Below are 16,071 nucleotides of genomic sequence, written 5' to 3' on the forward strand. Positions count from 1 at the left end.
TAAAAGGAAATACCACGATGAAACAAACATATATAGCGATATTGATTACAGCAACATTAGGTTTAACTAGCGCATTTGCCAGTGACAGTAATACGGCAATTGTGGATCAATGGGGCCAGGATAATGCCGTTACAGTGACCCAGCAGCTTAATAGCGAAGGTAATACAGCGATCATTGATCAAGATGGCTCATTAAATACCGCAGACATTGTCCAACAAGATACCTCGGACTCTTCAGCAACTATCATTCAAAAGGGTGATGAAAACCACGCTGAAATTTATCAGCATCATTCAACAGAAACTGCATCGGCAGTAATAAACTCCGAAGGTAACGGTAATAGCGCTGAAATCGAGCAGCAATATTATAATGGCTTTAATGCGACCGCGACGGTGAATCAACTGGGTGATAGCAATAGTGCTAAAGTCATGCAAAATAATGCCGATGGCGCGCTATCTACCATTAATCAAACGGGTAATGGCGATAATGCCGAAATAAGAAACTACGTGTCAGACTTTGCCGATGCCACCATTAATCAATCGATTGGCAGCGGTAATGATGCTTATATTAATCAAGATAATTCCGATGGCGCATCAGCCACCATAACCCAAGCGGGGATGGACAATTCAGCAGATATTTTCCAACAAACGGGTGATTTAAGTGATTCTGTCGTTGATGATACGTCTGCGATAATAACCCAAACGGGTGAGTCTAATAGTGCATATATCAGCCAAGGTGAGTTTATTGACCCAAATGCTGCGGGTAACCAAGTGGTAGGTTATCAAAGGGGTAATTCGGCAGTAATTGATCAAGATGGTTTTTTAAATCACGCTGATATTTCTCAGCAAGACGCCTCAAATACATCCGCGGTTATCACTCAACATGGCGATGAAAATAAAGCCCAAATAATACAATATCCCGCTGCAATGAATATGATTTCTGAAGTCACTCAAATGGATCAAAGTAATGACACCTGGATTTATCAAGTGGGTGAGACTAATTCGATAAAGGTCAATCAAAGTGGCTCAAGCTTAGGCATGGGTAATCGCGTTAGGGTGGAACAAGATGGTGGTAGGGACAACAATATTACTATTGAGCAAATTGGTAACTTAAACTCGGTCAGTAGTTACCAAGCTGATGGTATATCGACCACTGTGAATATTAATCAAGTGGGTGATGGTAATCAGGCTGGTACTTTACCATATGGTGGTAGTTCTGGACTTAGTGTCTTCACTATTGATCAGTATGGAAACAATAATAACGCAGGTATACACAGCTTTCAGGGCGGGGCAGAAGGAATAATTGTTCAGCAGGGCGATGACAATCACGCATTAGCATTTATATCGTCGGATCAAACCAGTATCGACATAAATCAAATAGGGGATTTGAATATCGCTGATGTTGAGTCATGGCAAGGCTCGAGCAATGATATTGATATCGCTCAAATTGGCGCAGCTCATCAAGCATATGTAGTTATTGACACCGGAGCTGGCAGTAACCATGTTGCGATTACGCAAACCGATTCAAACAATTATTCATCAGTGGTTGTAAATGGTGCCAATAACTCTGTAATCATCAACCAGGGCTCGGGATTGTAGTGTGATGGTTTATTAATGGGGCAACTCTTTTAAAGGAAGCCTCATAAATGATAAGAGAGAACTTAACACGAAAATAATGGAAAACGAGTATGAAAAAATCACCAGTAGCATTATTTATCTCAACCATATTACTGACTTTAACAAATGCACATGCCAGCGACACTAATACCGTGATAGTTGAACAAGAAGGAGGAGGCCATCTGGTTAACCTTACTCAAGAAGGCAGCGATAACCAAATAAACTTAAGTCAAAGTGGCTATTATAATACTTCGATGGTTATTCAACAGGATTATAGTAATAAGGTTGATCTGCATCAGCATAATGATGACAACGTCATTGTTATTAACCAGAAGGGGTCTAATCAAGGCTCGGGGAATAGCGCCAGAGTGCATCAATGGGGTTTGAACAACACACTATCTATTGAGCAAGATGGTAATGAGAACAAGGCCTACGTAGAATTTGATACTTTTAACAGTCTTATTACCATTTCTCAAACGGGTAACAATAATGCCGCTACTGCATTTGCCGATTATTTTGAAAAAAATACCGCAATAGTCACTCAAGAAGGGGATAACAACATAGCAATTAGCCATAGTGATTGGGGCGACAGTATCGCAGCGGTTGTACAAGAAGGTAACAGTAACTACGCGTGGGCATATGCAAATGATATATCAAACAATGTTCATATCAATCAAACTGGCGATTTTAATACTGCAAGAGGTGTGGCTGATTTAGGCGAAGAAAACGATATTGATATCGAACAAGTTGGTAATCAGCACACGGCTAATATTTATGCCGAGCAAGGTTTTTGGCATGGCATTGGCAATAATATTTTAGCCGTTTCACAAACGGATCAAGCCAATAGCGCGATGGTTAGAACTCTGGGTCATGGTAATTCAGTCAGCATTAACCAAGGAACTAGTTTGTAATTTTATTAATTATTTTAAATAAGGCGTTTCTAATATTAATAAGGATAGGGTTGTAATAATTAATCAATAATTTTTATTTTAAAATTTTGTGTTAATTGACTGTGTGAAATAATTTTTGTAAATTATAAGGTAACCATTTTACCCCCCCTTCCTTATATTATTTATCATATCCACCATAAAAAGTGCTAATAAATATCTATGCAATTCACTCCTTCGTATTTTTATCGAATTTATTAAAATCAAAACTAATAATTCTCACATTGTTTATGTCAGTATCCATATTTTTTGAATTTTAATTGCGATTTTAGCTCATACAACCTCCAAAGAAAGCACAAGATTTTCAATGTGGAGTTGGATTTAACTACATGTAATTATTAATTAATTCAATTATAAATATTGATATTTCGATTTGAGGAATAGTACTAAAGTAGGGGGGTGATGATTTTTTACCTATTAGTCTATGCAGTTTTAATACTCGAGGAGGATTCAGAATAAATATTAATCATCAATACTTTACACACTGAAAATGTGAAAGGAAATCTCCTTTCAGTATGTTAAAGGCAGAAAGCATGGACGTATTAAAAAGTAAGTATTTACATCGCTTAACTAAGATACTAGCAATTTCATTTGCCTCTGTCGTCTGTCTAGCTTCTTTTCCTACTTTCAGTCAGCCCGATTTAAGTGATTATGATGAACTTGCCAGTGGGGCTAATTTAGCTCGAGTTTCACAAGATGGCAGTGATAGTTCATTAAACTTATTTCAGTCTGGTAGCGCTAATCGTTTTCAATCTCATCAATTCGGTTTTAATAATTCAATAAATGTTAATCAGCAAGGCTCGCATCATATTGCAGGCCTTAGGCAGTCTGGCGCCAATATTGAGGCTGAAATCTTACAGGTGGGCTTTGGAAATGCAGTTGTTTCGTTGCAACACGGAGAAAATTTATACCTCGATGTGATGCAAACAGGAACTGGGAACCTAGCTTTAATTAAACAAAGTGGTTATGACAATTCGATTGAGATCCAGCAGCACGGGTCTGGTAACGCTGTAGGTGTACTTCAATGGGGAAACTCACAAGATGTTGTGATCACCCAAAGTAATTTATCAAACTAAACGTAAAGGGAAAGACAACAATGAAACATCCAAAATTAGCTTTATTAATTTCAGCGGTATTATTTGCTTCAACTAGTGCCCATGCCAGCGATGATAATAAGGCAACCGTCGACCAAGTTGGTAATGATAATTCAGTCAAGATTACGCAACAAGTTAATAGCGAGTCAAACGAAGCGACAGTTTCTCAAACTGGTAACTTGAATAAAGCAGAAGTAACTCAAGCTGACACTTCAAATACTAAAGCTTTTATTACTCAAGTCGGTAATGAAAATGAAGGGGCAATCTCTCAGCATAATTCAACTGCGACTGCATTAGCGACTATCGTTACAGAAGGTAGTTCGAATAAAGCGAATATAGTGCAGAAATATTATAATGCTCAATCTGCTGCTGCAGCTGTAAACCAAGTGGGTGACAGCAATACAGCCACCATCACTCAAGAAAATGCCGATGGCGCATCATCGACTATCAATCAGTTAGGCGATGGCGATACTGCAGAAATTAACAATTATGTTTCTGACTTTGCTGATGCCACCATTAATCAGTCTGTTGGTGCCGGTAATAATGCCTATATCGAGCAGGATAATTCAGATGGTGCTGAAGCGACCATATCGCAGGCTGGAGCAGGCAATACAGGTAGCATATTTCAGCAAACTGATACACTGACTGATGATGCTAGTGAAGATACTGTCGCGGTGATTGATCAATCTGGCGATAATAACTCAGCAGATATTGTACAAACAGGCTTATCGAATGATGCTGCAGTGATGCAAATGGGCAATGGTAACGAGGCATTTGTTACTCAATCTAATTTGAATAATATGGCAGATGTTGACCAGACCGGTGATAGTGGTTGGGCTACTGTGATGCAAAGTGGCGTTAATGCTGGTGCGACTATAGCGCAATCAGACTTTAACCAAACAGCAACCGTAACTCAGTCTGGTGACGGTCAAATGGCATTTGTTACGCAAAGTAATGCCAATAATACTGCCACGGTTACCCAAAGTGATATGAGTAACTTAGCGACAGTAAATCAAGCTGGTAACGGTGATATGGCTACTGTTGTTCAAACAGGTATTTCAAACGAAGCTGTTGTTGAACAAACGGAATATAGCGGATCAAATACAGTATCAAATACAGTATCTGTATACCAAACTGGTAATGAAAACTATGCTGGTGCAAAAACTGGATATAACGCTAATAGCACTATTACTATTACTCAAACCGGTAATAACAATACTGTGACTGATAACATTAATGCCATTAATTTTTATGGAACCGGTTTTGGCGCTGGAGTCTGGGGAAGTGATAACACAGTTAATGTGACGCAAACGGGTAATGACAATACCGCTTATGCCGAAGGTGCAACTAATGGCTCTATGGTTGATATTGTTCAGATTGGCAGCTTGAACGAAGCAATTGGAGAGTCTTGGGATGGTTCAACGAATGATCTTGATATCAGCCAAACGGGCACAGAGCACTTTGCTGATGTCTTTATCAGTGGCAGTACAAATGTTATTGCAGTAACACAAACTGATATGGGTAATAATTCGTCAGTAAACACCTTTGGTAATGGTAACTCTGTGACCATTAATCAAGGCGCAGTGATGATGCCTTAATAGTACAAAAGTATATTTAAAATAATTTAAACACTCTTTTGGCTAATAGTATAAGTCAGGTTGGCTTGCTAACCTGACTTTATTATTTTAGGACTGTTTGTTTTTCATTAACATGGAGTGATAGTGATGTTTAAAGTTATCAATTGGATGATCGTTTCTCGTTCGCAATTGCTTGTTGACCTACTTGATTGTCGTTGGCCCCAAGAGTTTTTGGTCAAGCTAGCTAAAGCAACTCCAGCAACTATGAGTACTAAATTAAATTCACATGAAATCTCTTTAGTGGTGTTTGATTTAGCTACCATAGATTTACAACAAGCTTATCAATTACAGCGTTTAATCGAACGCGAACACAGCTCGGTGAAAACGGTATTTATTAATTTCCCCAAACAAGTTGATGCAAAATTTTTGATCCACCCAGCTACAACGTTTGGTGTATTTTACAGTGATGCTGAACTTACCGCTATTAGCAGTGGATTTAACGAAATACTTAAAGGTCGCAGCATTATACCCCATGATTTACATAAATCAGTCACTGGTGATGAAGCTGACGATGATAGTGAGCATTTAACCATACGTGAAAGAGAAGTACTTCAAGCGTTACTGGCTGGCAGTACAAATTTGGATATCGCCAATCAATTGTTTGTCAGCGAGAGTACAATTAAAACTCATTTATATCGCGCTTTCAGAAAAATTGGGGTATCCAGTCGCGGTCAAGCAATAGCTTGGGCACAGACTCACATGCATGAGGTTAGAGTATGAAAAGCATCTTATTGATGTTTTTTCTGTTCATCTTTTCAAGTCATGTCATTGCCGCTGGTAATTCAGTAACAAAACCTTTAGTTACTGAATCAAGGTTATCTACAGAGTCAACACTAGATATTAAATCAACTTTAGTGACTGAACCTTCTTTAAAGCAAATCAGCACTAAAAATAAACCGCCAATAGATCAAAGCCACGCAGAAAAGCTTAAGAATGCCAAAGAGCCAACAACGTCAGCGACAGATAAGAATATTCAAAAAGCTCCCAAAACTAAGCCTATTAATATTAATGATGCCGTCCCTAAGGATGAAGCTGATTTAATTGATGGGTTAATCTTAAACCGTGCGATGACCCGACTCGGCCATCGCTTTTACCGTGAATTTGTCGCGGCATACAGAGATATTGGTGGCGAGTCTAAACATACCGGGCTCACCGTTATTGAACAAGCTACAGCAAGAAGTGGTAGCAAAATATTAATACAACAAAACAGAAAAACCGTTTTTGTGACTTTTGTGTCGCCTATTAGTCGGAATATAGATGACCAAGCCAATTATGCCGCTAAACGCGTTAACTCTGCGGTAGTTAAGCAAAATGAACAAGCCGTTTTAGGAGCGTTGTTTGACCCAGATCTCGCACCTGACGAATTCTAAGCATGGAAAGCCAAAATGAAAAAAATAACATTTACTTCAATATTGCTCATTCTTTCAGTTGATTGCTTTGCCACTCAACTTATTTATCAACCAGTAAACCCAGCCTTTGGTGGCAGCTATTTAAATGGCTCATATCTACTGGCTAATGCAGCTGCGCAAAATGACCATGAAAGTAGTGGTGGCTCAGGTTATGTGGCCCCAACAGCATTAGAACGTCTCTCAAGTTCGTTACAGTCTCGGTTGATGAGCCAACTTTTTAATGATGCCGCCAATGGGGGGGAAGGTTATCTATTAACTGATGATTTTGAAATTAATGTCGTTAATGAAGACGGCTCATTGATTGTTCATATTACCGACGTATTAACCGGTGAAACCACCATTATTGAAGTTGGCGGTATTGTTGATGACAGTGTCGGGGGTTAATAATGAAAAAATTAATTATTAGCTTGTGCCTACTATCTTTAACAGCTTGCTCATCAATTGATGAAGAATTTGAAAATATAGATGCCACTTCAAGTTTAATGCCTAAAGGTGAAACTTATTACGATCTAACCAGTTTACCTTTTCCACAAGGTGCGATGGTTGCTGCAGTATATGATTTTCGCGATCAAACAGGACAATACAAGCCCATTCCATCAAGTAACTTTTCAACGGCAGTGCCACAATCCGGTACGGCATTTTTAGCCCAGTCACTTAATGATTCAGCATGGTTTATACCCGTTGAGCGTGAAGGACTGCAAAACCTATTAACAGAACGTAAAATTTTACGGGCAGGACTTAAAGGTGATGCCAGTAAATTACCGCAACTTAATAGTGCGCAGGTATTAATGGAAGGTGGCATTGTTGCCTATGATACAAATATTAAAACGGGCGGTGCTGGAGCACGGTATTTAGGCATTGGCGCTTCAGGTCAATACCGAGTCGATAGCATTACCGTTAATTTACGCGCTGTGGATATTCGAACTGGCCGATTACTCAGTAGTGTTACCACCACCAAATCGGTGATATCAAAAGAAATTACCGCGGGTGTATTTAAGTTTATTGATGCACAAGATTTGTTAGAGGCTGAAGCGGGTTATACTTCCAATGAGCCTGTGAGTTTATGCGTAGTCGCAGCCATTGAGAGCGCTGTTGTGCATCTTATTGCCGATGGCATTTGGAAAGGGGCTTGGAGGCTAGGGGATGCCACTACAGGTTTGCAAAATACTACCTTGCAAAAGTATTGGTTAGAAGCCCATAAAGAAGCGCAAGTCAGTGCCAGAATTAAGCGTGGCTAATTATCCGTCCTGAATAAATAGCCCCTAATTAACAGTCCCTTATGTTTCAATCACGATAAAGGTGCCAATGGCGCCTTTTATGTTTTCTGGGGGTAAACTTCTAGATACACAGAAGCAGCCCTTAAGGCGATAACCACATAAGCAGCTTAGCTTTCATTATGGTTAAATTAATCCAAGCTTTCATTATGTGGTGATCAAAAAGATGCCAAAGAAGTCTAATTGCATAAGGTTTAAAGGTAACCACCAAGAAATATAGCGCTTTTTTTAGCGACTTCAATGTTAATTGCTGGGGATACTTCAAATAAATCCCCTTTAGCATTGATAACAATGATGTGATAATGCCTAGATAAACTCTAAGTAAGTGAGCGTTGCTATAGTTAATCGAGCTGTCAAAATTGGCTTGATAGAGCCAACAACATTCAACAGTGATTAATAGCAAAGTGTTAAACTTGCTTGGCTTAAGTGACAAATGCAGCAGTAGCTATTATATAGTTAAGCAAGCGCTTAGTTGGCTGCTTGATTAGCGCATTCAACAATGATTTTCACTACTTCGATTATAATAACCAAAAGGATGATCAATCATGGCTGAAGAAACCATTTTCAGTAAAATTATACGCCGAGAAATTCCTGCCGACATTTTGTTTCAGGATGAGCTCGTCACCGCTTTTCGCGATATAAACCCACAGGCACCAACACATATTCTGATTATTCCAAACCATTTGATCCCCACAGCCAATGATGTAAAAGCATCTGACGAACTGGCATTAGGGCGAATGATGACAGTTGCGGCAAAGCTGGCTGATGAAGCGGGTATTGCACAAGATGGTTACCGCTTAATCATGAACTGTAATAAACACGGTGGCCAAGAGGTTTACCATATCCATATGCATCTACTTGGCGGTAAGTCACTTGGGCCAATGCTAAGTCGGTTGGATTAATACTAATAACATGAAAATAAACAGTGATTTTTTTCCGTTAACCGGCGTAGCAAGCCGATTTGTTAATCAGCTTGCCCATTGCCGTCGATTGAATATTAGTGCGTTAGAAGCCAGTGAACATCACGTATTACTGGAGTTGCCTTATAGCCAAGATATCATTGGTGACCCAGATACTGGGGTGATACACGGCGGTGTGGTGACTACGATCATTGATACCGCATCCGGCACTTCTGTTGTATGCGCTATTTTAGAGAAGTATAAATCCTTAGAAATATCGCCAACCTTAGATTTACGGGTTGACTACATGAAACCGGCTGAGCCAAACAAACCGCTGTATGCATTTGCAGAATGTTATCGTTTGTCGGCCAATGTGGCGTTTACCCGTGCGATTGCTTATCAAGACAGTATTGATGATCCTATTGCGCATGCTGTTGGCTCATTTATGCGTATTAGTCCAGAAATGGTGGGTGAAGAGTTTAGACAAGCTTTGATGGGCTGCGCTGATGAAGCAAGTGCAGTCAATTCAGCTGCTAATAACCAGCCTGATACTCAAAGTGTTGAAGTTATGCAGGCAGGCAATGCCAGTTTAACTGTGGGCGATATTAATGTTCATGATGTGGTTAAGCGGGCCATTGATTTAAATGACTATAGTTATTTATTAGAGAAAGTCCCTTATACCCAATTTATCGGGATGAGTGTTGATCGCTTTGGTGATGAAATGGTATTTAAGCTGCCAACTAAAGATGACAACATTGGTAATCCTATTCTGCCAGCCATACATGGCGGGGTTATTGCTGGCTTTATGGAAATGTCGGCGATTGTGCAGTTAATGGTATTTATGCAAGCTAAGAAAGTGCCAAAAATTATCGATTTTTCAATTGATTATTTACGTGCGGGTTTACATCAAGATACGTTTGCTGAATGTAAAATTACTCGTCAAGGACGCCGAGTTGCTAATGTTAGCATTAATTGCTGGCAGAAAAATCGTAAGCAGCTAATTGCTACTGCGAGAGCGCATTTCTTGCTTGATCAGTAGAAGTAACACACAGTTGATGCATAGATGAGCAAGCTGTTTGACACTGAGCCGACCATTTATTTTTAATACTTAAAAAAAGGAATTAATGATGACATTAAGAGTAATAATGATATCGCTAGCGTTAATGCTATCAGCCTGTGCTAATCATACCGCGGGAGTCATGGTTAGCTCTAATAGCGAAGTGAGAGTTGATAATAATTCTTTTGCGAGTAAAGTCGCTGTTGAGCAAGTCAATGTCAGAACGCAAGCGGATTTATTGCAAGGTTCTGCATTAATCATTAGCAAGGTGTCAACGGATTTAAGGCTGCAATATAAGTTTACTTGGTTTGATGTTGGTGGCTTTACCATTGAAGATGAAGCAAGCAGCTGGAAGTCATTAAAGCTACATGGCAAACAACAAATGCAGGTTAGCGCCGTTGCCCCTAATGCCAATGCAAGCCGTTTTGAAGTATATGTAAGAGAAGCATTCTCTAACTAAGTGTATCTTTTAAAATATAAAACACGCTTAATTGCGTGTTTTTTGTTTTATAGGCTTAGCTAATCATAAAAATATCTATGTGATAATTTTTTGTACTTAAATAGTTAATAAAAAGTGCCTGTTAGTGCTGTTGCACAGATGAAGGATAGTTTATAATCCGCCGCGCCAAGGGGTGTTTATCGTGTTGATAAACTGAGATGTCTAAAGACAAACCCTTAGAACCTGATCCGGCTCATACCGGCGTAGGAATAGGCTGCATGCTTTGCCGTAAATGTTAGTCATTAACTCAGTCATAAACCAAGTCGTAAACGAAAAACGACACCAATTTAATAACTGATAATTGTAATGACAGTCATGGATGCACATAACTAATTCACTATGCTTGCCGGATCTCAAAATTATAATTTGAGGTCCTATGTCTGTAATAAAATCTAAATCGCCACTAGCGATTGCCATTCTTGCCGTTTTATCCACTTCCGTTGTCGCTCAAACAGAAAATGTTGAACGCGTGGCGCCCGCTGCTGAAAAAATGGAAGTCATAGTGGTTAACGCTGACTTTAGTAATATAGCGCTAGAAAAAGTGCCATCCAGTGTTACCGTCATCGATAGCCAACAATTGCAAGATGAAGGCGCTCAACATTTTGAAGATGTATTAAACTCTATTGCTAATTTTAACTGGTCTGGCGGCAGCTCTCGGCCAAAGTATTTCCAAATTCGTGGTGTGGGTGAGCAAGAAGAATATCAAGGCGCGCCAAATTCTTCTGTTGGCTTCATTGTTGATTATATCGATTTATCTGGGATCGGCATGGTGTCGAGCATGTACGATATACAACAGGTTGAAGTTCTTCGTGGCCCACAAGGTACACAATATGGTGCCAATGCGTTAGCGGGTCTTATATACCTTAAAAGTAACGATCCCACCGATGTGTTTGAACATGGTGCACAAGTCTCCCTTGGTGACGATGACTTACAAACCTTCTCAGGTTTTAGCTCAGGCCCAATTACCGATTCTGGTAAATTACTTTACCGGGTGTCCTTAGAGCAGCACTCACAAAATGGTTACCGCGACAATACTTACCTTGAACGTGAAGATACCAATGCCCGTGACGAATTCACCGCCCGAGCTAAATTGCGTTGGTATGCAGCAGATGATGTGCAATTGGATTTAACCTTGCTTCATGCCAATTTTGATAATGGCTATGATGCCTGGACGTTAGATAATAATGGCTTTGAAACTATTACCGATAAGCCTGGTGTTGATGCGCAAAAGACCACTGGTGCTGGCTTAAAAGCCATCTTCAGCAGTTTTGAAAAGTTCGAACTCACCTCGTTAACTTCATTTGCACAAACCGATCATCACCATAATTATGATGGCGATTGGGCCAACCCTGATTACTGGGCTTCAAAACAGTGTACCGCGTATGATGACAACTGGAATGAAGTAGGAACAGAACCTTGTGTTTATGATTACACCTGGGATAAACAGGGTGAACGTAAAACCGTGTCACAGGAACTTCGTATCAGCTCAAACGAAGCTGGCCGAATTTTTAACGATTCGACTGATTGGTTAATGGGCTTATATGGCATGAACCTTCAAGAGGATAATGACTTATATTCTGAATACAATGGCTGGCCAGATGAAGTGCTGCAATCGGAATATGAAGCGACCAACTATGCTATTTTTGCTCAAACCGATACCCAGTTTAGTAATGGTTATGTATTTTCAGCTGGGGTTCGTTTAGAGCGCCGAGAAAGTGAATATTCAGACAGTAATGGTGATAAATTCTCACCTAGCGAAAACATGTGGGGTGGTCATTTAGCGCTATTTAAACCCATAAACCAAGACCATAATACCTATCTGCGTATTGCTCGCGGTTACAAAGCGGGTGGCTTTAACATGAGTTTGCCAGCTGAATTAGCCGATAAAAAAGAGTTTGATACTGAAATCTTATATAACTACGAGTTAGGGCTCAAATCTTCGTGGTTACAAGGTCAATTAGATACCAACTTGGCATTCTTCTATATGGATCGACGCGATCAGCAAGTGGCGGCATCACAACAAGACCCTGATGATCAGCAGCGCTTCATTCTATTTACCGAAAATGCAGGTAGTGCTGAAAACTACGGCGCCGAAATCGACTTTACCTACTATGCCACCGATAACATTCAATTCTACGGTAGTGCAGGTTGGTTAGAAGCCACCTATGGTGATTATCAATACAAGGATAAATATGGCAATGTCGTAGATTTAACAGGTCGAGAGCAAGCCCATGCGCCAAAATTTACTTATAGCGCAGGCATGAGCTATGTCAGTGATTCTGGCTGGTTTATCAATTTAAATGCTAGCGGTAAAAGTGATTTTTACTACTCTGATAGTAACGAATCAAAGTCAGACGCTTATACTATTTTCAATGCTCGAGTGGGTTATGAAACACAAATGTGGTCAGCGTATTTATGGGGCCGCAACTTATTTGACGAGCAATATGGCACCAGAGGCTTCTATTTTGGTAATGAACCAGACTTAGATTGGGCCGATAAGCAATATGTACGTTTCGGCGATCCACGTCAGCTAGGTATTACCTTAAACGTCAAGTTTATGTAGCTTGACTGCAAACTATGTTAATTAAAGGGGGCTGTTAACCTGTTGGGTTACAGTTGATTTATTTAATAATAACAATACTTAACACTAAATTGCCGTCATGTTTTGAAAAGTTTTTTACCTTAAACTTTGATAGACTATGACGGTATTTTTATCACGATTAAGGAATTTCCATGAAATTGACTGCCGAAATCAGCATGTATCCATTTAATGAAAACTATTTAGACCCGATAAAGTGGTTTATTGGCCGAGTAGATAGCTACCCTAATATTGAACGTAAAACCAATGCGATGGCGACTCAGGTGTGCGGTGAATACGCAGATGTGATGGCCATGCTAGCAACCGAAATGGAAGCGGCCCATCAAAAATGGGGCAAAGCAGTATTTGTATGTAAATTTATTGGTGGCGAGCTTGATTTAAGCCACACCGAATAACCTGTAAATTCATCATAGTAATGAAATAGTAGCCAACGTTATGTTATCTGAGATCGTTCAATCAATACAAATTGCCATTACTGAAGTGTCTGTAATGACAGGCTGGGAAGCTGTTGCAGTGATTCTGGCAATTGCGTATTTGATATTAGCCATGAAAACCAATATTTGGTGTTGGGCGGCAGCCTTTGCCAGTACTGCCATATACACAGTGCTGTTTTGGAATGTGTCATTGTTGATGGAATCAGTGCTAAATGTATATTACATGGCGATGGCGATTTATGGCTTTTGGCTGTGGCGCTATGGTGCTGACAGTCGTCATCAAACTGAACTGCCAATTATTAGTTGGTCTCTAAACAAACACTTAGTGATTATTGCCGTTACTAGTGGTGTATCCTTGATTGTGGGCTACTTAATGGCCACAAATACAAGTGCTTCGTTTCCATATCTTGATGCATTAACAACCTGTTTTGCGGTGATGACTACTTATCTAGTGGCGAAAAAGGTAATAGAAAATTGGTATTACTGGATGGTGATTAATTCGCTATCAATTTACTTATACCTTCAAAAAGGTTTAATGCTAACTTCTGGTTTACTTATCCTGTATTTATTTATGGCTGTCAGCGGTTACTTTATGTGGCGTAAAAAAATGCTGCAAAATCATGCACCAGATGATGCAGCCTTAGCAAGCTAATGGCTATTTAGATAATGAGTCACTTTAACCCATGGCAATGGCTACCTGCGGATATTAAACGCCAATTACCGAATATATTAGCCGATAAGATTGAAGCAGATTGTCATGGGGTTAAAGTGTTATCTGATGGATTAAGTAACCAAAACTTCCATATAGCCTTAAGTGATAGCGATTGGGTATTACGGGTTAATCAAGATAATGCCCCGTGGTGTGAACGAGACAACGAAGTGAGCAGTTGGCGCTTGGTTGAAGCCATTAATCGGGCGCCTAAATTAATTTGGCTTAGTGATGATAAACGCTTTTACCTAAGTCAGTTTATACCTGAAAATAATCACTTATGGTCAAATTATGTCGCCGAGTTTAGTTTTTATGATAACAAGCGCCCACAGCAGTCGGTGTTTGCGGCGCTAGACCCTGTTGCTCACCTACTGGGGTTATTAACCCCGCTATCAAAATTACCTTTGCCGACGAAACAAATTACCATGACTCAGCAATGGCAAGTTTATGTAAACTCATTATCTGACTTAGGCAACTCAATTGCTGATGCAAGCGTCGCAAACAAAGGCGATGCTGATGAAACTCAGGCGTTAGTGACATGGCAGCAGCTTTATCGAAAATTAACCAGTAAATATGCCCAAATGGCTATTTGGCTTGAACAACTAGAAACCTGCGTGATTTCGCCGCAGTTCTGTCACCGAGATTTGTCGCCGTATAATTTACTGTTTGATGGTAAACAACTTAAGTGTATTGATTTTGAATATTGCGCTGCCAGTCATCCGCTGTTTGATTTAGTCGCCGTGGTGGTGACGCATCAATTAACTCAAGAGCAAGTAAAACAACTGACGGAAAAATATCTACAACATCAGCTGAATTTGACTCATGATTGTACTGACTACCTCGCTGAAATGGCTCATTGCTTTTGGCTATTTGCCGCAGCTTGGGCTTTAATGATGGCAGCTAACCAGCAATTATCTCCTCAGCAATATTTTAACTTATTCAACAAATACCTATCTTTAGTGCCATAAGGCTATTATTCTTAACTTATGCTGTTTGTAGGGGAGAATGACCGTTGAAAAAGCCATTAATTCCAATATTACTTGTTATCTTTTTAGCAGGATGTTCCACCAAATTTAGTTACTTCTTTCTCGACTGGGCCATTGAGTGGCGCGTTGATGAATATGTAGAATTAGATAAATCTCAACAAGCTCAATTTGATAAGCTGCTAGATAAGTTTTTGCTTTGGCATCAACAGCAAGAATTGGCTCGCTATAGCGAGCAGCTGCAGCAACTTTCCGACAATATTAATAAACACACGCTCACCATTGAAATTTGGGAGCAACAAGTTACTGCAGCTAAAGCCCATTGGTTTCGTGTTTTTGAATTTTTACTACCCGATTTACTACCTATTATTACTAGCTTAAGCGATCAACAAGTTAAATCTATTATTACTCAGCTTAAACTTGATAATGATGAATTAAATGCCAAGTATGCAGGAAAAAACCAACTAGAATTAGTCGCCGATGCCAACAAAAGAACCATCAATCGGGTTGATGATTGGTTAGGAAGCACCACAGCAGAACAAGAAGTGTTAATTAAAGCGTTTAATCAACAGCGTTTAGCAACCCTTGATATGTGGCTAGAGTATCGACTTGAATGGTTACGTCAGTTTGAAACTGCGCTGAGTCAACGAGATGATACAGCCTTACTTGAGCAGAGAATGCGGTTATTAATGACCCAGCCAGATGAATTAAAATCGGCAATATATCAGCAAAATGCAGATAGAAATACTCGATTATTTGGTCAGTTAATGATTGAAATTAATCACAGTTTATCCAGCAAGCAGCGCCGTCATTTAAACAAAAAAATAGTCACGTTAATTGAGGATTTACAAGATCTGTCTGACGATGTGAAGCGTTAATTTATAGCTGATGTACATAGATGAAATAAAACTTGTTAT

Annotated in this window: 16 protein-coding genes and 1 riboswitch; all 16 genes read left to right on the top strand. The window is 39.6% G+C overall.

Annotation, left to right across the window (positions count from 1 at the left end):
• Positions 1-17 precede the first annotated feature (17 nt).
• The 16 genes from BCU57_RS04750 to BCU57_RS04825 all read left to right on the top strand — a co-directional run bounded on the left by BCU57_RS04750 (position 18) and on the right by BCU57_RS04825 (position 16,032).
• Entirely contained in the window at positions 18-1,595 is a 1,578-nt protein-coding gene (locus tag BCU57_RS04750) for a hypothetical protein (RefSeq protein WP_102437987.1), read from the top strand.
• A gap of 89 nt (positions 1,596-1,684) precedes the next feature.
• Entirely contained in the window at positions 1,685-2,524 is an 840-nt protein-coding gene (locus BCU57_RS04755; RefSeq protein WP_102437985.1) for a hypothetical protein, read from the top strand.
• A 569-nt stretch (positions 2,525-3,093) separates the two neighbouring features.
• Positions 3,094-3,636 carry a curlin gene (locus BCU57_RS04760; protein ID WP_157936445.1) on the top strand — a complete coding sequence of 181 codons (543 nt, stop codon included), beginning with the start codon at positions 3,094-3,096 and terminating at the stop codon, positions 3,634-3,636.
• Between the two features lie 20 nt (positions 3,637-3,656).
• A complete protein-coding gene (locus BCU57_RS04765; protein ID WP_102439586.1) occupies positions 3,657-5,252 on the top strand; it encodes a curlin in 1,596 nt (531 codons plus the stop codon).
• Positions 5,253-5,378: 126 nt separating this feature from the next.
• On the top strand, positions 5,379-6,011 hold the full coding sequence (locus BCU57_RS04770) for a LuxR C-terminal-related transcriptional regulator (protein ID WP_102439587.1): 633 nt from the start codon (positions 5,379-5,381) through the stop codon (positions 6,009-6,011).
• The gene (locus BCU57_RS04775; RefSeq protein ID WP_241901032.1) at positions 6,008-6,661 is read left to right on the top strand and encodes a curli production assembly/transport protein CsgE; all 654 of its coding nucleotides are present in this window, start codon (positions 6,008-6,010) and stop codon (positions 6,659-6,661) included. Before BCU57_RS04770 ends, BCU57_RS04775 begins: the two co-directional genes overlap by 4 nt.
• Positions 6,662-6,676: 15 nt before the next feature.
• The gene (locus BCU57_RS04780; RefSeq protein ID WP_102439588.1) at positions 6,677-7,084 is read left to right on the top strand and encodes a curli assembly protein CsgF; all 408 of its coding nucleotides are present in this window, start codon (positions 6,677-6,679) and stop codon (positions 7,082-7,084) included.
• 2 nt (positions 7,085-7,086) lie between these two features.
• The gene (locus tag BCU57_RS04785) at positions 7,087-7,938 is read left to right on the top strand and encodes a CsgG/HfaB family protein (protein ID WP_076536135.1); all 852 of its coding nucleotides are present in this window, start codon (positions 7,087-7,089) and stop codon (positions 7,936-7,938) included.
• Between the two features lie 581 nt (positions 7,939-8,519).
• On the top strand, positions 8,520-8,876 hold the full coding sequence (hinT, locus tag BCU57_RS04790; protein ID WP_102439590.1) for a purine nucleoside phosphoramidase: 357 nt from the start codon (positions 8,520-8,522) through the stop codon (positions 8,874-8,876).
• A 10-nt stretch (positions 8,877-8,886) separates the two neighbouring features.
• Complete coding sequence (locus tag BCU57_RS04795; RefSeq protein ID WP_102439591.1) at positions 8,887-9,912, top strand: PaaI family thioesterase; 1,026 nt, start codon at positions 8,887-8,889, stop codon at positions 9,910-9,912.
• A gap of 85 nt (positions 9,913-9,997) precedes the next feature.
• The gene (locus BCU57_RS04800; protein ID WP_372001998.1) at positions 9,998-10,390 is read left to right on the top strand and encodes a YcfL family protein; all 393 of its coding nucleotides are present in this window, start codon (positions 9,998-10,000) and stop codon (positions 10,388-10,390) included.
• Between the two features lie 158 nt (positions 10,391-10,548).
• Positions 10,549-10,657, top strand: a riboswitch (TPP riboswitch).
• A gap of 148 nt (positions 10,658-10,805) precedes the next feature.
• On the top strand, positions 10,806-12,992 hold the full coding sequence (locus tag BCU57_RS04805; RefSeq protein ID WP_102439593.1) for a TonB-dependent receptor: 2,187 nt from the start codon (positions 10,806-10,808) through the stop codon (positions 12,990-12,992).
• Positions 12,993-13,162: 170 nt separating this feature from the next.
• Positions 13,163-13,423: a hypothetical protein gene (locus tag BCU57_RS04810; RefSeq protein ID WP_076536145.1), complete on the top strand. Its 261-nt coding sequence runs from the start codon at positions 13,163-13,165 to the stop codon at positions 13,421-13,423.
• Between the two features lie 40 nt (positions 13,424-13,463).
• Positions 13,464-14,114 (top strand): nicotinamide riboside transporter PnuC, encoded by a 651-nt coding sequence (gene pnuC, locus BCU57_RS04815; protein WP_102439594.1) that lies wholly within the window; start codon positions 13,464-13,466, stop codon positions 14,112-14,114.
• A gap of 14 nt (positions 14,115-14,128) precedes the next feature.
• Positions 14,129-15,139, top strand: a complete 1,011-nt coding sequence (locus BCU57_RS04820; protein WP_102439595.1) for a phosphotransferase — start codon at positions 14,129-14,131, stop codon at positions 15,137-15,139.
• A 44-nt stretch (positions 15,140-15,183) separates the two neighbouring features.
• A complete protein-coding gene (locus tag BCU57_RS04825) occupies positions 15,184-16,032 on the top strand; it encodes a DUF6279 family lipoprotein (protein WP_102439596.1) in 849 nt (282 codons plus the stop codon).
• The last annotated feature ends 39 nt before the right edge of the window (positions 16,033-16,071 follow it).

The sequence above is a fragment of the Shewanella sp. 10N.286.48.B5 genome, from assembly GCF_002874355.2.
Taxonomy (GTDB): Bacteria; Pseudomonadota; Gammaproteobacteria; order Enterobacterales; family Shewanellaceae; genus Shewanella.